19 protein-coding genes are annotated in these 20,165 nt (G+C 72.1%); 8 read left to right on the top strand and 11 right to left on the bottom strand.

The features are described from left to right. Nucleotides 1–152 precede the first annotated feature (152 nt). From ACYU96_RS19235 to ACYU96_RS19225, 3 genes are read right to left on the bottom strand one after another with little or no spacing between them, the layout of a single operon-like run. Complete coding sequence (locus ACYU96_RS19235; protein WP_460757288.1) at nucleotides 153–959, bottom strand: amino acid ABC transporter ATP-binding protein; 807 nt, start codon at nucleotides 957–959, stop codon at nucleotides 153–155. Beyond that, nucleotides 946–1,608, bottom strand: coding sequence for an amino acid ABC transporter permease (locus ACYU96_RS19230; RefSeq protein WP_460757286.1), 663 nt, complete (start codon nucleotides 1,606–1,608; stop codon nucleotides 946–948). Before ACYU96_RS19230 ends, ACYU96_RS19235 begins: the two co-directional genes overlap by 14 nt. Beyond that, a complete protein-coding gene (locus ACYU96_RS19225; protein ID WP_460757283.1) occupies nucleotides 1,609–2,400 on the bottom strand; it encodes an amino acid ABC transporter substrate-binding protein in 792 nt (263 codons plus the stop codon). It abuts the gene before it with no gap. Nucleotides 2,401–2,585: 185 nt separating this feature from the next. On the opposite strand from ACYU96_RS19225, the gene ACYU96_RS19220 reads away from it, so the two are divergent. Next, on the top strand, nucleotides 2,586–4,223 hold the full coding sequence (locus ACYU96_RS19220; RefSeq protein WP_460757279.1) for an amidohydrolase: 1,638 nt from the start codon (nucleotides 2,586–2,588) through the stop codon (nucleotides 4,221–4,223). A gap of 6 nt (nucleotides 4,224–4,229) precedes the next feature. Here the strand turns inward: ACYU96_RS19220 and ACYU96_RS19215 are convergent, their stop codons facing one another. Continuing rightward, entirely contained in the window at nucleotides 4,230–4,961 is a 732-nt protein-coding gene (locus ACYU96_RS19215; RefSeq protein WP_460757277.1) for a VOC family protein, read from the bottom strand. 68 nt (nucleotides 4,962–5,029) lie between these two features. Beyond that, nucleotides 5,030–5,395 (bottom strand): ArsR/SmtB family transcription factor, encoded by a 366-nt coding sequence (locus ACYU96_RS19210; protein WP_460757273.1) that lies wholly within the window; start codon nucleotides 5,393–5,395, stop codon nucleotides 5,030–5,032. 76 nt (nucleotides 5,396–5,471) lie between these two features. Between ACYU96_RS19210 and ACYU96_RS19205 the strand changes: the two genes are divergently transcribed. Beyond that, nucleotides 5,472–6,977 (top strand): FAD-dependent oxidoreductase, encoded by a 1,506-nt coding sequence (locus tag ACYU96_RS19205; RefSeq protein WP_460757271.1) that lies wholly within the window; start codon nucleotides 5,472–5,474, stop codon nucleotides 6,975–6,977. A 115-nt stretch (nucleotides 6,978–7,092) separates the two neighbouring features. Here ACYU96_RS19205 and ACYU96_RS19200 read toward each other — a convergent pair whose 3' ends face one another. From ACYU96_RS19200 to ACYU96_RS19190, 3 genes are read right to left on the bottom strand one after another with little or no spacing between them, the layout of a single operon-like run. Then, entirely contained in the window at nucleotides 7,093–7,911 is an 819-nt protein-coding gene (locus ACYU96_RS19200; RefSeq protein WP_460757268.1) for an aquaporin, read from the bottom strand. After that, on the bottom strand, nucleotides 7,911–8,324 hold the full coding sequence (locus ACYU96_RS19195) for an arsenate reductase ArsC (RefSeq protein ID WP_460757266.1): 414 nt from the start codon (nucleotides 8,322–8,324) through the stop codon (nucleotides 7,911–7,913). The genes ACYU96_RS19200 and ACYU96_RS19195 overlap by 1 nt, the downstream gene beginning before the upstream one ends. Before the next feature lie 60 nt (nucleotides 8,325–8,384). After that, entirely contained in the window at nucleotides 8,385–9,401 is a 1,017-nt protein-coding gene (locus ACYU96_RS19190) for a metalloregulator ArsR/SmtB family transcription factor (protein WP_460757262.1), read from the bottom strand. Nucleotides 9,402–9,513: 112 nt separating this feature from the next. Between ACYU96_RS19190 and ACYU96_RS19185 the strand changes: the two genes are divergently transcribed. The 4 genes from ACYU96_RS19185 (at nucleotide 9,514) to ACYU96_RS19170 (ending at nucleotide 14,141) form a co-directional block, all read left to right on the top strand. Further along, complete coding sequence (locus ACYU96_RS19185) at nucleotides 9,514–10,014, top strand: PH domain-containing protein (protein ID WP_460757259.1); 501 nt, start codon at nucleotides 9,514–9,516, stop codon at nucleotides 10,012–10,014. A gap of 135 nt (nucleotides 10,015–10,149) precedes the next feature. Further along, nucleotides 10,150–10,863 carry an MOSC domain-containing protein gene (locus tag ACYU96_RS19180; protein WP_460757256.1) on the top strand — a complete coding sequence of 238 codons (714 nt, stop codon included), beginning with the start codon at nucleotides 10,150–10,152 and terminating at the stop codon, nucleotides 10,861–10,863. A gap of 264 nt (nucleotides 10,864–11,127) precedes the next feature. Beyond that, on the top strand, nucleotides 11,128–12,516 hold the full coding sequence (locus ACYU96_RS19175) for a cellulase family glycosylhydrolase (RefSeq protein WP_460757253.1): 1,389 nt from the start codon (nucleotides 11,128–11,130) through the stop codon (nucleotides 12,514–12,516). A 176-nt stretch (nucleotides 12,517–12,692) separates the two neighbouring features. Then, nucleotides 12,693–14,141, top strand: coding sequence for a class-II fumarase/aspartase family protein (locus ACYU96_RS19170; RefSeq protein WP_460757250.1), 1,449 nt, complete (start codon nucleotides 12,693–12,695; stop codon nucleotides 14,139–14,141). Between the two features lie 30 nt (nucleotides 14,142–14,171). Here the strand turns inward: ACYU96_RS19170 and ACYU96_RS19165 are convergent, their stop codons facing one another. Continuing rightward, nucleotides 14,172–14,819: an RNase H family protein gene (locus ACYU96_RS19165; protein ID WP_460757247.1), complete on the bottom strand. Its 648-nt coding sequence runs from the start codon at nucleotides 14,817–14,819 to the stop codon at nucleotides 14,172–14,174. Nucleotides 14,820–15,019: 200 nt separating this feature from the next. On the opposite strand from ACYU96_RS19165, the gene ACYU96_RS19160 reads away from it, so the two are divergent. Together ACYU96_RS19160 and ACYU96_RS19155 are read left to right on the top strand one after the other, a co-directional pair. Next, nucleotides 15,020–16,204: a VIT1/CCC1 transporter family protein gene (locus ACYU96_RS19160; RefSeq protein ID WP_460757244.1), complete on the top strand. Its 1,185-nt coding sequence runs from the start codon at nucleotides 15,020–15,022 to the stop codon at nucleotides 16,202–16,204. A gap of 725 nt (nucleotides 16,205–16,929) precedes the next feature. Continuing rightward, nucleotides 16,930–17,757: an LPXTG cell wall anchor domain-containing protein gene (locus ACYU96_RS19155; protein WP_460757242.1), complete on the top strand. Its 828-nt coding sequence runs from the start codon at nucleotides 16,930–16,932 to the stop codon at nucleotides 17,755–17,757. A gap of 176 nt (nucleotides 17,758–17,933) precedes the next feature. Here the strand turns inward: ACYU96_RS19155 and ACYU96_RS19150 are convergent, their stop codons facing one another. Together ACYU96_RS19150 and ACYU96_RS19145 are read right to left on the bottom strand one after the other, a co-directional pair. Continuing rightward, complete coding sequence (locus ACYU96_RS19150; protein WP_460757238.1) at nucleotides 17,934–19,418, bottom strand: flotillin family protein; 1,485 nt, start codon at nucleotides 19,416–19,418, stop codon at nucleotides 17,934–17,936. A 107-nt stretch (nucleotides 19,419–19,525) separates the two neighbouring features. After that, nucleotides 19,526–19,981, bottom strand: coding sequence for an NfeD family protein (locus ACYU96_RS19145; protein ID WP_460757235.1), 456 nt, complete (start codon nucleotides 19,979–19,981; stop codon nucleotides 19,526–19,528). Nucleotides 19,982–20,165: the final 184 nt, after the last annotated feature.

Here is a 20,165-nt window from a genome sequence, read left to right as displayed (position 1 = left end):
CGCAAGGTTGGAAGGTGCACGGTCCTAGCATCTCCAACTCCACCAGGTTCTCGGGCCGTCCGATACGGAAACGATCGAACTTCACCCGCTCGACAGGGGGTGAAGTTGACAATTCTCCGCGGTGTGCGGCCGGGCGTCGCCGGCGCCCGGTATCACTCCATCGGATGCAGCAGGCGCCGCAGGAACTGCCGGGTGCGTTCCTCCTGCGGTTCGCGGAACATCCGTGCCGGATCCCCGCGCTCGACGACGACGCCGCCGTCCAGGAACAGCACCTCGTCGGCCACGGCCCGCGCGAACTGCAGCTCGTGCGTGACCACCACCATGGTCCAGCCCTCGTCGGCGAGCTCCTTCATCACCAGGAGCACCTCGCCGACCAGCTCCGGGTCGAGGGCGGACGTCGGCTCGTCGAACAGCAGCAGGTCCGGCCGCAGGGCGAGCGCCCGGACGATGCCGACGCGCTGCTGCTGGCCGCCGGACAGCTCGTGCGGGTAGGCGTCGTGCTTCTCGGCCAGCCCGACCCGCTCCAGCAGCTCGGTCGCGCGGGCGACGGCCTCGGCCCGCGGCACGCGCTGCACCTGGACCGGCCCTTCGATCACGTTCTGCAGCACCGTGCGGTGCGGGAACAGGTTGTGCTGCTGGAACACCATCGCGGACCGGTCCCGCAACGCGAACCGCTGCTGCTTGGTGATCGTCCGGGAGAAGTCGAGCTCCAGCACGCCGCCGCTGACGCTGAGCGTGCCGGCGTCAGGCGTCGCGAGCCCGTTGAGCGAGCGCAGCAGCGTGGTCTTGCCGGACCCCGACTGCCCGATCAGCGCGGTGACCTTGCCCCGCCACACGTCGAGGTCGATGCCGCGCAGAACATGGTTGTCCCCGAACGACTTGTGCAGGCCGTGCACGGCGAGCAGCGGCACCCCGGGGTCGACGGCGCCGGCGGGCGCCGCGGGGTCAGTGGGCGACATAGCGGTCCAGCCTCTTCTCGATCGCGCCCTGCCCGGCCGCGAGCACGGTGCAGAACATCCAGTAGATCAGCGCCACCTCCACGTAGAGCATCATGACCTGGTCGGCGTTGCTCGCGGCGATCTCCTGGGTCTTGCGGAACTGCTCGGTCACCAGGATCGTCGACGCCAGCGACGTGTCCTTCACCAGCGAGATGAACGTGTTCGACAGCGGAGGCACCGACACCCGCGCCGCCTGCGGCAGCACGATCCGGCGCAGCGTCCGCGGCGTCGACATGCCGATCGTGTACCCGGCCTCCCACTGCCCCTTCGGCACGGAGAGGATCGCGGCCCGCACGATCTCCGCGGCATAGCCGCCGACGTTGACCGACAGCGCGATGATGGCGCTCGGCCAGGGGTCGACGACGATGCCCAGGTCCGGCAGCCCGTAGAACACGATGAACAGCTGCACGAGCAGCGGCGTGCCGCGGACGACCGAGACGTACGCCGTGCCGATCCCGGCGAGGACCCGGTTCGGCGACAGCCGCAGCAGCGCCACGAACAGCGCGACCACCAGGCCGATGGCGAAGGACACGAGCGCGAGCGGGATCGTCGCGGTCAACCCTCCGGACAGGATGGGCCAGAACGAGTCCCGGGCGAGTTCCCAGTCCACTTACTCGGTGACGTCGTCGCCGAAGTACTTGTCGCTGAGCTCTGCCAGCGTCCCGTCCTGGCGCAGCTCCGTGAGCGCGTCGGTGATCTCCTCGACGAGCGCCTCGTGCTCCGGGGTCACCACGAACGCCGACTCCGAGGACTCGTCGGTCTCCGCCGCGATCCGCAGCCCGGACTCGCCGTTCTCGTTCACGTAGTCGAGGTAGGTGAGGGTGTCGTTGACCGTGGCGTCCACGCGGCCGTCCCGCAGCAGGGCGATGGACTGTGCCCAGCCCTCGACGTTCTCGATCTCCGCGCCCGACTCCTCGGCCAGGTCGCGCCAGTTGCTGGTCAGCGACTGCGCGGTGGTCTTGCCGTCGAGGTCGTCGAAGGCGGCGATGTCGGTGTTGTCCTCGGTGACGACGATGGCGCCGCGCGACACGGTGTACGGCTCGCTGAACAGGTACGCCTCCTCGCGCTCCGGGGTGATCGAGACCTGGTTGGCGATCGTGTCGAACCGGCCGGCGTCGAGGCCCGCGAAGATCGCGTCCCACTGCGTCTCCGCGAACTCGACCTCCAGGCCGAGCTGCTCCCCGACGGCCTCGGCGACCTCGACGTCGTACCCGACGAGGTCGCCCGCGTCGTCGTGGAAGCTGAACGGCGGGTAGGTGCCCTCGGTCGCGACGGTCAGCGTGCCGGCGCTGACCAGCCCGAGACCGTCGTCGTCCCCGGAGCCGCCCGACGAGCACGCTCCGAGCGCCAGCACGGCGAGCGAGGCGGCAGCGGCGGTGGCGAGTGCACGGTGACGGGTCATGTGTGACCTTTCGGTTCGTCGGGTGCGCGATGGTACCGCGCGTCCTCCGCGGCCTCGCATCAGGCTCGCGGATCGTTCCGATCAACAGTAACGATGGTCGCCCGCCGTCCTCACCTCGCGACGCGGTGAGAGGGGTCACGCAGGACGGTCACGCACGGGCCCGGGCTGAGGCTTACCTTTGGCTCGTGACCAGAACGATCCTCTCCCGCGCCCGGCTCCTGGGCGCGGACCATCTTGTCGACATCCAGGTCTCGGACGGCGTGATCACGCGGGTAGAGCCGACGTCGCCCGCCGACTCCGGGGCCGGCGGGCGAACGGCGCCGGACGGTGGTGCCGGCGTCGCGTCCCCGGAGGCCGTGGACCTGGACGGGCGCTGGGTGCTGCCCGGGCTGTGGGACGCGCACACGCACATGGAGCAGTGGGCGCTCGTCCGGCGGCGGCTCGACGTCGCCCCCGCGACCTCCGCCGAGCACGCCGTCCGGCTCGTCCAGGACGCGCTCGACGCGCGCGCCGGCGACGGTGTCAGCGGCCAGGAGCCGCTGGTCGGCTTCGGGCTGCACTGGGTGACCTGGCCGGAGCCGCCGACCGCGGAGCAGCTCGACGTCGTCGGGGACGTCCCGGTGGTGCTGCTCTCCTTCGACCTCCACTCCGCGTGGGTGAACACGGCGGGGCTGCGGCGCCTGGGTATCGAGCACCCGACCGGTCTGCTCCTCGAGGACGAGATGCTGCCCGCCGAGCAGCTGGACCACCCGTCCGGGGAGACGCTGGACCGGCTCGTGCACAGCGCCGCGCAGGCCGCGGCGGCACGCGGCGTCGTCGGCATCGTGGACTTCGGGATGGACGACAACATCGGCGCGTGGCGGCGCCGCGTGCCGTCCTGGGACGGCCTGCGGGTGCGCGCGGGCGTCTGGTACTGGGACCTCGACGCGGCGCTCGCCGAAGGGCTGCGTACCGGGGACCCGCTGGCGGCTCTCACGGGGGCGCCCGGCGGGGGCGGGAGCGATGCGTCCGGCAGGCCGGGGGGAGTGCCCGCGACCGGGCCGGCAGGACGGGCGCTCGTCGAGATGGGCTCGCTCAAGGTCATCAGCGACGGCTCGCTGAACTCGCGGACCGCCTGCTGCTTCGACCCGTACGAGGGGTCGGACGGTCCCGACGCCCACGGCGTGCTCAACGTGCCGCCCGAGGAGCTGCACCTGCTGATGAAGCGCGCCACCGACGCCGGCCTGACCTGTGCCATCCACGCCATCGGGGACCGGGCCAACGCCCTCGCGCTCGACGCCTTCGCGATCACGGGTGCGCGCGGTTCCATCGAGCACGCCCAGCTCGTGCGGTGGTCCGACGTCGAACGGTTCGCGGCCGGGCAGGTGACCGCCAGCGTCCAGCCCGAGCACGCGATGGACGACCGCGACGTCGCGGAGGGCCTGTGGCCGGACCGCACGGACCGGGCGTTCCCGCTGGCGACGCTCGCCGCCGCCGGCGTGCCGCTCACGCTCGGGTCCGACGCGCCCGTCGCCCGGCTCGACCCGTGGTTCGCGATCGCGTCGGCGGTGACCCGGTCCCGCGGCGGCCGCGCGCCGTGGCACCCCGAGCAGGTGCTCACGGTGGAGCAGGCGCTCGCGGCGTCGACCGCCGGGCACGGGGTCACGCCACGCGAGGGCGGCCCGGCCGACCTCGTCGTGCTGGACGGCGACATGCCGGGGTTCGGCGGGCACCAGGACTATCTCGTGCAGCCCGCCGACCCGTCCGACGTGTCGGAGGCACTCCGCACGATGCCCGTCGCCGGCACGCTCCTCGGCGGCGAGTGGACGCACCGCGTGCTCTGAGACCTGTTACTCCTCGTTCAGGCAGAGGCAGAAGGGGTGGCCCGCGGGGTCGGCGAAGACGCGGAACGTCTCGCCGTCGCCCGGGAGCCTGGTCGCGCCGAGCGCGAGCGTGGCCTCCTCGGCGGCGTCGAGGTCGTCCACGAAGACGTCCAGGTGGCCCTGCTGCGGCCGCGCGGGGTCCGGCCATGCGGGCGACGTGTAGTTCTCGACCTGCTGGAAGAGGAGCGGCCGGTCACCACCGGTCATGCCCATCCCGTCCTGGTCGTACGCGACCGGCTCACCGATCAGTGCCGACCAGAACTGCACGGCGGCGTGCGCGTCGGGGACGTCGAAGGTCAGGCCCATGACGGTCGTACCGGGGCTGTCCTCGGCGACGCAGAGGTCGAAGGGATGCCCGGCCGGGTCGGCGAGCGTGGTCCAGCGCTCGCTCTCCCGGAGCACCGTGGCGCCGTGCTCGACGGCGTCCCGGCTCGCCGTCGCGACGTCGGGCGTGCGGAGGTCCAGGTGGAGCTGTTGCGGACGGTCCTGGCCGGGCCACTCCGGCGGGGTCAGGCCGGGTGCGAGCTGGAAGTGCAGGCTCCACCCGTCCGACGTGCGGGTCGACACCCAGTCGTCGTCCTGCGAGGTGATCTCTCCGCCGGTGATGGCGGTCCAGAACTGCGCGGACGCGGCTAGGTCCGGTACGTCGAGGACGATCGATCCCATCCGGGCGATCCCGGTCTGCTGTGCTTCGGTCATGATGACTCCCTCCGTCGGGGCCAGCATGCCTCGGGTGTCTGACATTCGCAGTCAGCGGGCCGACTCCTTCAGCGGGCCGACTCCGTCAGCAGCGCGCCCAGCCGGCCCAGAGCGCCCGGGATCACCGCGTAGTACGCCCACTTGCCACGCTTCTCGCGGGTGAGCAGACCGGCGTCGACCAGGATCTTCAGGTGGTGGCTCACCGTCGGCTGGGCGAGGCCCAGCGGCCCCGTGAGGTCGCAGACACAGGCTTCGGCGCCCTCGTGGGCCGCGACGAGCGAGAGCAGCCGCACGCGCGTCGGGTCGCCGAGCGCCTTGAACGCGCGGGCCAGGTCGGCCGCCGTCGCCGGGTCGGCCGCCTCGCGGACGATGGGCGCGCAGCACACCGCTCCCAGCGGGGGTGCTTCCGTCAGGGTGAGCTCCGGAGGGGTCATGGGACCATCTTGCCACGTATCGAAGTTTGTGGATACGATGAGTCCCATCGATAGACTTCGATCTGATGGAGGAACCATGGCCGAGACGTCCCGTGAAGAGCTTCCCGTCGTCGTCGTCGGCGCCGGGCCGATCGGTCTCGTCGCCGCCGCGCACCTGCTGGAACGCGGGCTGGAACCCCTGGTCCTGGAAGCCGGCGACGGACCCGGCGCCGCCGTCGCCGACTGGGCGCACATCCGGTTCTTCTCGCCGTGGCGGTACAGCATCGACGCCGCCGCCCGCCGCCGGCTCGCGCCGACCGGATGGCAGGAGCCGGATCCCGACGCCCTGCCGACCGGCGCCGACCTGGTCGAGCGCTACCTCGCGCCACTCGCCGCCACGCTGGGCGACCGCGTGCGCTACGGCTCGCGAGTGACCGCCGTCGCGCGCGACGGCGCCGACCGCACCCGGTCCATCGGCCGCGAGGGCAGGCCGTGGCTCGTCCGCACCGCGGACGGCGACGTGCGCGCCCGGGCGGTCGTCGACGCCTCGGGGACGTACGGCTCGCCCAACCCGCTCGGCGTCTCGGGCCTGCCGGCACGCGGCGAGGCAGAGGCCGGGCCGTATCTCACAGGGGCGCTCCCCGACGTGCTGGGCCGTGGTCGAGAGCGCTTCGCCGGGCGTCACACCCTCGTCGTCGGCATGGGCCACTCGGCCGCGAACACCCTGCTCAACCTCGTCGAGCTCGCCGAGCAGGAGCCGGGCACCCGGATCACCTGGGCCATCCGCGGCGGCTCGCCGCGCCGCCTCTACGGTGGCGGCTCCGACGACCAGCTCCCCGCTCGCGGCCTGCTCGGCACCCGCCTGCACGACGCCGTCGCGTCCGGCGCCGTCGAGCTGATCACCCGCGCCACCATCGAGTCCCTGACCCCGCTCGACCCGGCCGCCGCGGAGCAGGACGCTCCGACCGGCAGCCCGGTCACCGGTGGCACGGCGGCCCGGGGCGAGGGTGCGACCGTCCAGGTGACGGGACGTGGGCGGCGCGACGGCGTCGACGGGACGCTCGACCTGAGCGTCCACAACGTCGCCGCCGCCACCGGCTTCCGGCCCGATCTCGGCATGCTGCGCGAGGTGCGGCTCGACCTCGACCCCGTGGTCGAGGCGCCGCGCAGGATCGCGCCGCTCATCGACCCGAACCTGCACTCCTGCGGCACCGTCCCGCCGCACGGCGAGGCCGATCTCGCCCACCCGGACGAGGGTTTCTACCTCGTCGGCATGAAGTCCTACGGCCGCGCCCCGACATTCCTGCTGGCCACCGGCTACGAGCAGGTCCGGTCCGTCGCCGCCGCGCTCGCCGGCGACCGTGCCGGGGCCGACGACGTCCGGCTGAACCTCCCGGAGACCGGCGTCTGCTCGTCGAACCTCGCGGCGGCGGCCGACGACGACGGCACCGTCTCCCCGGAGGCGCTCGCGGCGGCGCGGACGGAGGCCGACGCCTGCTGCGCCGCCCCCGAGGCACCGCAGCCGATCACCATCGGTGCCCCTCCGGAGCGCGGCGAGCTGGGCTTCGCCACGGGTGTCGCCCACGGTCGCTCGTCCGACTGAACGGCCCGCCACCACAGGCTGGTCGGTCACCTCATGACCGACCAGCCTCGTGATCGGTCCTTTCGTGAGTGATCGGCAGATTGAACTGCCGATCACTCACGAAAGGACCGACCGCTCAGGGGTGTGCTTGGGCGGGGTCGGCGGTGGGGGTCGTGGCGGTGGGGGTGGGGGTGGGGTGGGGGCGTTGGTGGGGATGGGGTGTTCTCGGGAAGAGGGCTGCGGCCAGGGCGAGCGCGAGTGCGCCGCCGGCCAGCTGCGCGGCGACGAACGGCAGCACCGAGGCCGGGGCGATCCCCGCGAAGGTGTCGCTGAACATCCGGCCCACCGTCACGGCGGGGTTGGCGAACGACGTCGACGACGTGAACCAGTACGCCGCCCCGATGTAGGAGCCCACGGCGGCAGGCACCCAGGTCTCCCGCCCGGACCGGAGCAGGCCCACGACGACCAGGACGAGCCCGGCGGTGGCGACGACCTCGGCCAGCAGGTGCGGCGCCGTGGCGCGGTCGGTCGTGGCGAACCCGGTGGGCACGTCGAACATGGCGTTCGCCAGGACGGCGCCGGAGATCCCGCCCGCGAGCTGGGCCGCGACATAGGCCCCGACGTCGGCCGGCCGGGCGCGAGTCCCGTGACCGTCCGTCTCCCCGTCCTCGGCGCGCGGACGCCGCCCGACGCACCAGTCCACCAGGGTCACCACGGGGTTGAGGTGAGCCCCGCTCACCGGTCCGAGCACGGCGATCAGCACCGCCAGCCCGAGCGTCGTGGCCAGGCTGTTCGCCAGCAGCCGCAGCCCGACGTCGTCCGAGAGCTCCTGCGCCATGATCCCGGAGCCCACCACGACAGCGACGAGCGTCCCGGTGCCGAGCGCCTCGGCGAGGGTCCGCCGCCCCAGGTCGTTCCGCGATCCCACCGGGGCGCCCGTCGTCTCCGCCGGCATCAGGCCACGGCCTCCACGCCGAGCCGCGCGATGAGGTCGCGCACGCGCTGCTCGATCTCGTCACGGATCGGGCGGACCGCCTCGATGCCCTGGCCTGCCGGGTCGTCGAGCTTCCAGTCCTCGTACCGCTTGCCGGGGAAGACCGGGCAGGCGTCGCCGCAGCCCATGGTGATGACGGCGTCGGACGCCAGGACGGCCTCGTCCGTGAGGACCTTCGGCTGCTCCGCGCGGATGTCGATGCCCTTCTCCAGCATGGCCTCGACGGCGACCGGGTTGATCCGGTCGCCGGGCTCGGACCCGGCGGACCGGACCTCGACGGCGCCGCCCGACAGCGAGCGGAGGAAGCCGGCGGCCATCTGGGAACGACCGGCGTTGTGGACGCAGACGAACAGGGCGGAAGGGGGCGTGCTCATGGTGGGCTCCATCGTGTGTGTGGGGATGACGTTCGGTGACGTGGTCGGGATGCGGCAGGCTCAGTCGGGCAGGATCTCCGCGAGCAGGTGCCGTACCCGCCGGTCCAGCTCGTCGCGGATCGCTGCCACGCCAGCGGGCGAGGCGAGGGCGGGGTCGCCCACCACCCAGTCCTCGTAGCGCGTGCCGGGCAGGACCGGGCACGAGTCGCCGCAGCCCATGGTGACCACGACGTCGGCGGCGCGGACGGCGTCGTCGGTCAGCGGTTTCGGGTATGCGGCCTGGTCGGCATCGGGGCGGTCGATCGCGGCGAGCAGGTCGTGGACCGTGGCGTGCACGTCGGACGCGGGCGCGGAGCCGGCGGACCGGGCGATCACGCGATCGCCGGCGTGGTGCGCCAGGAGCGCGGCGGCGAGCTGGGAGCGCCCGGCGTTGGCGACGCAGACGAACAGCACCTGGGGCTTCACGCCCGCTGCGGCGTCGGCCGGGGCCGGGCCGGCCGCGTCGGCCTCGCGGTCCGCCTCCCGGGTCCTGGCGATGTCGGTGAGGCGCTGCCGGGCGAAGTGCTCGGTCAGCGCGACGAGGTGCGTGGTGATCCCGCCGCGCCGCGCGAGCGCCGTGTACGACTCCCGCACGACGCGCAGGCACTCCTCGGGGTCGGCGCCGGGGGTGCGTGCCGCGAGGGATCCGGCGAGGCGGGTCAGCGCGCGATCGACGTCGTCCAGTCCGGTGAGCGGCGTGTCCCGGCGGGCGCTGACGGCGGCGGGCGCGAACTTCTCGAGCAGCGTGGTGACCGCACCGCGGTAGGCGGGCTCGATCCGGTAGTGCACGAACGTGCCGCGTCGCTCGGAGGTGAGCAGCCCGACGTCGCGCAGCACCTTGAGGTGGTGCGACACCGTGGGCTGCGCGACATCGGTCAGCGTGGCGAGCTCCCCGGCGGACGCCTCGCCGCCGGGGCTGGAGGCGATGCCGGACAGCATGCGCAGGCGCAGCGGGTCGGAGAGCGCCTTGAGGGTGTGCGCGACGGCGTTCGCGGCATCGACCCCGATGGCGTGCCGGCTGGCGGTGGGTGCGCTCATGACGTCCTCCTGTATCGACACCTGCCTATATTGACATACTTCGATTCAGGGCGCTACCCCGTGCTGGCGCGGCGCGGCCGCCTGGATGCCGATTCGTGGCAATATGCCTCACATGGGACTGCGAGAAGAGCATCTGGCCGAGGGTGAGTCCGTCGTCATGCAGATGAGGACGCACCGCAAGGTGCTGCTGAAGTCGATCGTCTGGCTCGTGGTGCTCACGATCGTGGTGGTCGCGACCTGGCTCGTGGTCCCGACGTTCGGGCTGCCGGACGTGACGCCGCTGTTCGTGACCGGCGTCGTCGTCCTGCTCGCGGTCGTCGCGACGCTCCCGCCGTACCTGAGATGGGTGACGACCACCTACATCATCACCAACCAGCGGGTCTCGCTGCGTACCGGGATCCTCACGCACACCGGCCGCGACATCCCGCTGTACCGGATCAACGACGTGACCTTCGAGAAGCAGCTCAACGACCGCCTGTTCGGCTGCGGCACGCTCGTCATCTCGGACGGCTCGGACCGCGAGGGCATGGTGCTCGACGACGTCCCCGACGTCGAGGCGGTCCAGCGCACCCTCCAGGACCTGGTCCGGAGGTCGGACCCGCGCGACGTCTGACCCGGCCTCCCGGGGACGTCGGGCCTGCCCCGCGGACGGTGTCGGCGACCGGCCGCGCGTCCTCGGGCCGCGTGGCCTCTCGATGGCCCGGGACCGCTGCGCTGCGCTCGGGCGGGGCCTGGCAGGATGGCCGCCATGGGATCGATCCTCGCCGTCTGCCGCGTCCACCAGCTGTTGCCCGACGCCGGCACCGTGGGCACCACCGCGATCGACAAGCGTCCTGTCGGCGGCCGGGTGAAGGCCCGCGAGCTCGGCCTGTACGCGGACGTCCAGGCCGACCGTGCCAACCACGGCGGCGCCGACCAGGCCGTCTACGCCTACGCCCAGGAGGACGCCGACCACTGGTCCGTCGAGCTCGGGCGAGAGGTCGTGCCCGGCCTGTTCGGCGAGAACCTGCGCACCGCCGGCACCGGGGTGAGCACCGCTGTGATCGGTGAGCGGTGGCGCGTGGGTACCGCGCTCCTGGAGGTCACCCAGCCGCGCACACCGTGTGCGACGTTCCAGCGCCGGATGGGTGAGGAGCGCTGGGTGCGCCGCTTCACGGCCGCGAACCGCACGGGCGCGTACCTGCGGGTGGTCGAGAAGGGTGACATCGGAGCCGGCGACGCGATCGAGACCGTCCACGTCCCGGAGCACGGCATCCGGGTCGCGGACTGGTTCGCGGCGTACTTCCCGGTCGCGCGCGGTGTCCTGCCGCGCGACGGCGAGCGCGGGGAGTCCTGCCCCGCGCGGCTCGGGGACCTGGCACGCCGTCTGCTCGACGCTGCGGACGCCGGGGACTGCACGTTGAGCGCCGAGATGCGCGAGCGTAGCGAGAAGGCCGTGAGCGGCCGGACGGTCGCCGGCTGACCGCAGCGTCCGGTCCGGTCCGTCGTCGTCGGTCCGGGCGACGTCGTCCCTCACGTCGCCCGTCGCTGTCCCCGGCCGGCCCGCGCGGTCCGCTCGCCGTCGCGCAGCTGACCTCCCGCAATCGTTTTTCCGTGCGCTTCCAAGCGGTTAATCGCTTAATGAACTGGACCGTCCTACCCCGTCGTGCGGTGATGTCATGGCGGGAGCACGGGACCATCGTCGGGCATCGGAGCCCGCACCGTGCGCCCGCGGAACGAGGGGCTCATGAGACTCACACGGAAGGTGGTGGTCGCCGCCGCAGGCGGCGCCGCACTGCTGCTCACGGCACCGCTGGCCGCCTGGGCGATGCCCGGCGAGACCGATCCGGTGGACGCCCAGGCCGTCGGCATCCACGTCGAGGGCGACAGGATCGTGGAGGCGGACGGCTCCGAGCTGCTGCTACGGGGCGTCAGCCACGCGCACACCTGGTACGCGGGCGAGACCCAGTCGTTCGCCGACATCTCCGACGCCGGAGCCAACTCCGTGCGCGTCGTGCTCAGCGACGGCACGCGCTGGAACCGGAACGGCCCCGCGGACGTCGCCGATGTGATCAGCCGGTGCACGAACAACCAGCTCATCTGTGTGCTCGAGGACCACGACACCACCGGCTACGGCGAGCAGGACGGCGCCTCGACGCTCGGCCAGGCCGTCGACTACTGGATCTCGCTGCGGTCCGTGCTGGAGGGCACCGAGGACCGCGTGCTGATCAACATCGGCAACGAGCCCTACGGCAACGACGCCGCCACGAACGCCGGCTGGGCGGCCGACACGTCGGACGCGATCCAACGGCTCCGGAACGCGGGCTTCGACCACACGATCGTGGTCGACGCGCCGTCGTGGGGCCAGGACTGGCAGGGCATCATGCGGGACCAGGCTCAGGCTGTCGCGGCCGCCGACCCGGCGGGGAACACCGTGTTCTCCGTGCACATGTACGGCGTGTACGCCCAGGCGCAGACGATCGTCGACTACATCGACGCGTTCGACGCGATGGGCCTGCCGCTGATCGTCGGCGAGTTCGGGCATGACCACTCCGACGGCAACCCCGACGAGGACACGATCATGTCGTACACCCGGGACCAGGGGATCGGCTGGTTCGCCTGGTCCTGGAGCGGGAACGGTGACGGTGTGGAGTACCTCGACATGGTCGTGCAGTTCGACGCCGGCCAGCGCACCAGCTGGGGCGACCGGGTCATCACCGGCCCCGACGGGCTGTCGCAGACGTCCGTCACGGCGAGCGTGTTCGGCGGCGGCCCGGGTCCGACGGACCCGCCCACCGACGACCCCACCGACGAGCCGACCGACGACCCCACGGACCCGGGCGCCGGCGCCTGCGAGGCCGTGTTCGACGTCGTGAACGCCTGGGGCAGCGGCTTCCAGGGCCAGGTCACGGTGACCGGCGGCTCCGCTGGTGTCGGTAGCTGGACCACGCAGTTCACCCTGCCCGCCGGAACCACGATCGGCAGCCTGTGGAACGCCGACCACACCGTGAGCGGCTCCACCGTCACCGCGAGCGACGTCGGCTGGAACGGCACCCTGGACGCCGGAGGGTCCACCACCTACGGCTTCACCGCCAACGGCACCGTCCCGGACTCGATCCTCGTGACCTGCTCCTGACTCGCACCGCCGGGTGCGCGGCACCGGCCGGCCGGGACGTGTCCCGGACCCCGGAGATGCCGTGCACCCGGCGAGCGCGAGCAGGTCGACGACGTTCGACGGTTAACATTCAGGAAACATTCGGCTAGGGTGTTGGGGCCCGCTCCACTGCCGACTTCCCCCTGGGGGCTGCGAAGATGTACGACGAATCGATTCGACGCTACACCGACGGTCGCGTGCCCGCTCCCGGCATCCAGCACCTCTTCAGCGCCGAGAACCGATTCCAGCGCCGCCTCGACGTCGAGGCCGCTCTGGCCTGGTCGGAGGCAGAGGTCGGGCTGATCCCGGTGGACGCCGCCGCGCAGATCGAGGCCGCCGCCCGGATCGAGAACCTCGACATGGGCCGGATCGCCGAGGCCACGAGGTCCGCCAGCCATCCGCTCATGCCGTTGGTCGACGAGCTCGCGCGCGTCGTCGGGCCGGAGCACGGCGAGTGGATCCACTGGGGCGCCACCACGCAGAACATCACCCAGACCGCGGACATCCTCGTCCTGCGCGACGTGCACCGCGCGCTCAAGCGGCACCTCGCCACGACGCTGCGCGCGCTGTCGAAGCTCGCGGACTCGTCCGCCGCCGTGCCGATGCCCGGTCGTACGCACTCCCAGCACGCCGTCCCGGTCACGTTCGGCTTCAAGGTCGCGGTCTGGATCGACGAGCTGACCGCCATGGTCGACCGTCTGGAGCGCCTCGAGGACCGGCTGTTCCGCGTCCTGATGGGCGGCGCCGTCGGCACGTTCGCCTCGTTCGGCCCGCAGGGGCGCGCCGTCGAGCGTGGCGTCGCCGAACGGCTGGGCCTGGGCACGATGCCGGTCCCCTCGCGGGCCGTGAACGACGGCATGGTCGAGCTCGTCGTCGTGCTCGGCATGCTCGCCGGGACCGCCGGCAAGATGGGCAAGGACGTCTACGCGCTGATGCAGCCCGAGTTCGGCGAGGCGTTCGAGGCGATCCCGGACGGCACCGTCGGCAGCTCGACGATGCCGCACAAGCGCAATCCACAGCTCGCCCTGGACGTGCAGTCGATGAGCGCCCAGGTGCGTGCGCTCACCGGCCCGGCACTCGAGTCGATGCTGCACGACCACGAGGCGAACGGCGGCATGACCGCGCTGCTGGAGGACGTCATCGGGCAGGCGGCCGTCCTCTCCGGCGACCTGCTGGTGCGCCTCTCGGTCATCATGTCCGGCCTCGAGCTCGACGAGCAGCGGATGCGGGCCAACCTGGCGCTCTCCCAGGGGCTGATGGGTTCCGAGTCGCTCATGCTGGAGCTCGGCGAACGCATCGGACGGCAGAGCGCGCACGAGATCGTCTACGAGGTGGCGCAGGCCGCCGCCGTCGGTGACGCGTCGTTCCTCGACCTGCTGCTCGGGAACGCCGCGGTCCGGGAGCACCTCGACCCCGTCCGGATCCGGCAGCTCGTCGACCCGTCGAGCTACCTCGGCGAGAGCGTCACGATCGCGCACGACATGGCCCAGCACGCGCGGACCGTCGCGGACCGGCTGGAGTTCCACGCGGAGGCGGACACGGTCGTGCGGACGGACGTGTCCGCCGCCGACGTGCGGGAGGACGGCTTGCGTCTCACCGCGGTGTGACCCGCGCGACGTCGCCGGGCCCGCGACCGCTCAGAACAGGGTTGCGGACTCCCACGGCGCCCGTGCGTCCGCGTGGTGCTCGCGCTCGGCGGGGTAGAAGTCGCCGTCGTCCGTGTCGTTCTTCGCGACGTCGGGCTCGGGCGCACGATGCGTGACGGGCGCCTCTGCCTCGGTCACCGGGCCGGTCGTGGCCTCGGGCGGCATGTCCGCGATGAGGAAGCCGTCGAGGCTGCCCCGGCCGGCCGCCCAGTCGGCGGCGGACAGCTGTGCGAGCCGGGTGGCACGCTCTCGGTACGGGCTGTCGATGTGCCCCCGTACGTGACGGAACCGGACAGGGCCGGGCCGGGCGGCGACGGCGTCGTCCAGGGCGCGGACGATGTCCGCGTCGGGGACGGTGTCGCCCGCCGAGGTGCGCCAGCCGTTCGCCTTCCAGGACGGGAGCCACTCGGCGGCGACGCGGATGGCCTGCTGGGATGCGGACTCGACCAGCAGGGGCTCGGTGCCCGGGTGCGCCTCGATCGCGCGGAGGACGGCCGTCAGACCGGCAGACTGCTCGGTGCCGCTCGGTGCGCCACCGGCGTCGAAACGTCCGTCGATGTGGTCGATCCATGCCCAGCCGATCGCACCCGGGTCCCCGAGGGCGTCCCCGTGGGCGCTGAGGATGATCACGGCGTCCATTGTGCCTTGCCGACGGCGATGTCGGGTAGGGCGACACGGATCGGACACGAATATTACGGATGAGGTTCGGGACAAGGGAAAAGATAGGGCCGAGCGAAAACACGGAGTTGCTCGCCCGGAAACGCTGACTTGCCTGTCCGGAAACCCTGCCACTCGTGCACCGGAACCCACGATCGGTCTTCCGTTGCGATCATGGCGTCATGCCCGGACCCACTCCTGCCGAGCGCGCGGCCGGCCAGCACCCGTCGCGCCGTCGTACCTCTGCGGACGTCCGCCGTTGGCGGCGCTACCTCGCGGCCGAGCGTGCGGAGGCCAGCTCGTACCGAGACCTCGCGCAGCGTCGCAGCGGCGAGGAGCGGTCGATCCTGCTCGCGCTGGCCGACGCCGAGAAACGGCACGAGGCGCACTGGCTCGACCTGCTCGGTGAAGACGTCGGTGAACCGCTGCGCGGCGAATGGCGCTCGCGTGCGCTGGGATTCCTGGCGCGCCGTTTCGGCGGGGTGTTCGTGCTCGCCCTCGCACAACGCGCCGAGGCCCGCTCGGCGTACTCGCGCGACGTGGACGCGACGGCCACGATGGCGGCCGACGAGCAGATTCACGAGGAGGTGGTACGCAGCCTCGCGACGCGCGGGCGGAACCGGTTGTCCGGCACCTTCCGAGCGGCCGTGTTCGGGGCGAACGACGGGCTGGTCTCGAACCTCGCGCTGGTGCTGGGGATCGGCGCCTCGGGGGCCTCGCAGCAGACAGTGCTCCTCTCCGGGCTGGCAGGCCTGCTCGCGGGGTCGTTGTCTATGGCGGCGGGGGAGTTCGTCTCGGTGCGGTCGCAGCGTGAGCTCCTGGAGGCCTCGTCCCCGTCCCCGGACACCGCCGCGGCCCTGCCGCACCTCGACCTGGACGCCAACGAGCTCGCGCTCGTCTACCGCGCGCGGGGCCTGGGCCCGGACGAGGCCCAGGCCCGGGCGGACGAGATCCTGGCCCCGTTCGCTCTCGGGAGCCAGGCCCCCGGACAGCACCCCGAGAGCATGGTGGAGGCGGAAGCCGACGTCTCCCTGGGGTCCGACGGTGACGCGGCGACCGACGAGCACGACATCGACGAGCACGAGACGCACGGCACGGCCTGGGGCGCCGCGTGGTCGTCGTTCTGCTTCTTCGCCTCCGGCGCGCTGATCCCGGTGCTGCCCTACCTGCTCGGGCTCAGCGGAACGGTGGCGGTGCTCGTAGCCTCCGCGCTCGTCGGTGTCGCGCTCCTCATGACGGGCGCGATCGTGGGCCTGCTCTCCGGCGCCTCGCCGGTCACGCGCGCGCTGCGGCAGCTCCTGATCGGCCTCGGCGCGGCCGGTGCGACGTACTTGCTCGGAGTGATCTTCGGCACGGTCGTGGCATAGCCCGAACGCACACTTTCTCCGCCCCGTTGCACAAAGCGCGAAACAGGCTCACAGTTGTGAATGGATCTCCATATCGTCGACACGAATTGGTTTCAGTCCATGACGCGAGCGCACGATCGAGCTCAGCGGGCCGCGAGTCCTCGCAGCCGGGTGGGATGCACGTCCCCGTCGGCCGCGATCGCGGCCGGGGGTGGGCAGCCGCCCCCCGTCGCAGCGCTCGGGCAGGTCGTCGTTCCGAACGAGCTCGGGGCGCGCTGCGGCACGCCCGGCCTTCGGGTCGGGCAGGTCGCACGGCCCTGACCGCCGACGGCGCTCCCACGGGACGCTTCGTCGGCAGACGGCCGGTATCTGGTGTGCGACATTGTTCGGTGGATCATCGCTGGGGGGCGTATCCGCAGTTCAGGGTCACAATGCAGCGGATGTCGGGGGTCGAGGTCTGAGATGCCGCTGGGGGGCATCTCGGACTTCGGCCCATACCGTGCGGAAAGCCCGGTGCGCCGCAGTTCGGCGCTCGGAGTGCGATCCGTTGCAGGGGCGCTTCGGGTCCGGTCCACCTGTCGGACCGGACCCGAAGTTCTGCTTTCGTTATATTTAGGTGAAATCTCCAGGAAAAACCGACAGAACCGGTCATTTTGCTGGCGTGTTTCGCCCAAGTTGTGAAAGATGTTGTCCGGAGTGTCTGAGGACGCACGCGTCCGACGAAAGCAACCGGAGGACAGACTCACATGCAGAACAAGTTCAGCCGGCTCGTCACCACGGTCGTGGTGGCAGGCGGGCTCGTCGCAGCCGGCGGCAACGCCGCGATGGCGGCGCAGGAGCAGGACGGCGTCCAGGACCCGACCACGTCCACCGACAACACCGACGCCCTCGACGTGGACCTCGACGCAGCGACGCTGGAGGCGGTCCGCGCGGCCGCCGAGAGCGAGTCGGCCGCCGAGACCCAGGCAGCCGAGGAGGAGAGCGGCCCCGTCGGTGACCTTCTGGGCGACGTGACGGGCGTCGTCGAGGCCGTGGTCCCCCCGTCACCGCCGGCCGTCCCCGGCGACGACGATGATGGTGACGGCGGCGGCGAGGGCGGCGGAGGCGAGACGCCGGACCCGACCGACCCGCCCGTCGACCCGACGGACCCGCCGGTCGATCCGACGGACCCGCCCGTCGACCCGACGGACCCGCCGGTCGATCCGACGGACCCGCCCACCGACCCGACCGATCCGCCGGTCGATCCGACGGACCCGCCGGTCGACCCGACCGACCCGCCCACCGAGCCCGGTGGTGAGGGCGGCGGCGGCGCGAACCCGACGCCGGTCCCGCCGGCCGAGGAGACCGAGAACACGGTCGACGAGTCGGCGGGTGGTGTCATCCCGGTCAACGTGGACACCGGCAAGGTGTCGGACGTGCAGCCCGCTGAGGAGACGAACACGGCCGAGGGCCCGGTCGTCCTGGCGGAGACCGGCTCCGAGGCCGGTGCGCTCACCGGTATCGCTGCCGGCCTCGTGATCGGTGGTGCCGGGCTGATCGGTCTGCGCCGCAAGCTCGCGCAGGACGACGCCTGAGCGTCATCGCCCAGAGATAGTTCGCCCCAGAGGCAGTTCGACCCAGAGCGCGCAACGCCGGGTCAGCCACGTGCTGACCCGGCGTTGTCGTGTCCGCGGCGGCAGCCGCCGTCGTCGGACCCGGAGGAGGGCGGGTGGCGCCGTCCGCGACGGCCCACCCGTGTCGCGATCCCGGCCTACTTCTTCCTGGCGGGCGGCGCCGGCGGCTCCTGCGCGTCCGACGGCGACCCGGCGTGGCCGCCGCTCCCGAGCCCGCCGATGAGCTGGCTGATGTCCAGGCCCGTCAGCTGCTTGATGACGCCCTGGCCCTCGCCGAGCACGCTGGCGACGTTCTTCGTGATCGCCGACGCGCCGTCCGTGGAGACGACGGTCATGCCAGCGATGTTGCCCAGCGGCTCGGCGGCGGCGCGCACGATGTCCGGCAGGCGCTCGATGAGCTCCTGCGCCAGCGCCGCCTCACCATACTTGCGCAGCGCCTCGGCCTTGGCGTCGGTGGAGATGGCCTCGGCGCGGCCCTCCGCCTCGGTGGCGGCCGCGCGGGCCTCACCCTCGGCCCGGATACCGGCGGCCAGGGCGACCTGCTTGTCGCGCTCCGCCTCACCGGCACGGCGCACGGCCTCGGCGGACGCCTCGGCGTCCTGGATGGCCGCGGTCTTGTTCGCCTCGGCGATGGTGGTGCGCTTGAACGCGTCGGCCTGGGTGGCGGCGTTCTCGGCGTCGCGGCGCGCGTTCGCGTCCTGGACCTGGGCGTACGCGCTGGCCTCGGCCGGCTTGCGGACCTCGATGTCCAGGCGCTCCTGCTCGACGCGCGCCTTCTCCGCCATCGCCTCGCGCTCCTGGATGGCGATGCCCCTGTCCTGCTCCGCGCGAGCGAGCTGACCGGCGGCCTCGGCCTCTGCCTGGGCCCGGTCGGTCTCCGCCTGGATGGCGGACTTCTTCAGGTCGAGCGCCTTGCGCCGCTCGGCGACCTGCTCGGCCGCCTCGATCACGGCGAACTCGGAGGCGCGCTTCGCCTCGGCCTCGGAGACCTCGGCGAGCTGGCGGGCGCGTGCCGCCTCGGCGCGACCGAGGTTCTCGAGGTAGTCCGTCCCCGGCGTCGAGATGTCGGAGATATTGAGGATATCGATCTGGAGGCCCTGCTCGGCGAGGTCGAGCTTCGTCGACTGCACCACGCGGTCCGAGAGGCCCTTGCGGTCGGAGATGATCTCCTCGATCGACATGTCGCCGACGATCGAGCGCAGCGAGCCTTCCAGCGACTCCTTGATGATCTCGGTCAGCAGGTGCTGCTGGGACAGGAAGCGCTGGGCAGCGCGCCGCACGCCCTCCTCGTCACCGCGGACCTTGAAGTTGACCGACGCCTTGATCGCGATCTTGACGCGGTGGGAGTCGACACCCTCCACGGTGATCCCGATCTGGCGCTGCTCGAGCGAGATCGCGAAGCCTTGCTGCAGCACGGGCCACACGAACGTGCGCCCGCCCACCACGACCTTCTGGTTCGCGAGGTCGACCTCGCGCTTGCCGGCACCGCGCCCGACGACGATGAGTGCCTCGTTCGGCGGGACGCGCTTGATGCGGCTGGCGATGAAGGCCATCACGATCACGATCGCGATGACGACGCCCACGACGGCGAACACGCCGATGGAGACGGTGCTTCCGATCATTTTCTCTCCTGTGGTTCTACGGGGGACAAGGGGGCCGGGGCCGCGGCCGGTCGCATCCGCCGGCCGTCCCGCGGGGACGAGGCACGACGTCGGTGCGGGCGCGGTGCTCAGTCCGCGGGCGCGACCTTCACGCGGCTGCCGTGCTGCTCGACCACCGTGATCCGGGTGCCCTGCGGGATCGCCGAGTCCGCGAAGGCCATCCGGGTCTCCAGCTCGGCGTCGAGCGACACCTCGCCGTGCGACGATCCGACGTCGGACGTGACGGCGCCCTGCATGCCCACGACCGATGCCGGGGCCGCGTCGTCGGAGTCGCGCAGGCGCTTGATCATGATGTTGACCAGGAGGATCACGCCGAGTCCGATCACGATGGCGATCGGGTAGGCAGCGATCACCGGCAACCCGGCCGAGGTGACCGCGGCGCCGGTGGCACCGAACAGCAGGAGGCCGGCACCGAGGGAGGTGCCGGACAGGGCGCCGTCGCCCAGCTCGAAGAAGTCTCCGAGCGTGACCGCGAGCAGGCCGATGACGAGTCCGAGGAGGCCGAGGACGATGAAGACGAGCATGAGGCTCCTTGTGGCCGCCACCGCGCGGCCGCTGACGTGAAGATCGAGTGAAAGCGACTGCAACGTATCAAGACAGCCGTTTCGACCGCGCGGAAAATAGTGTGGAGATTCTGTGACCTGGCACACGGGGCGGTGACCGCTCGCGGTCGGCGCGGTGGCGGCGCCGACCGGCCGGACGGGACGC

This window comes from Myceligenerans cantabricum (genome assembly GCF_054777735.1).
The sequence above is the reverse complement of the archived record's forward strand: the minus strand, read 5'-3'. Positions and strand labels throughout refer to the sequence as shown.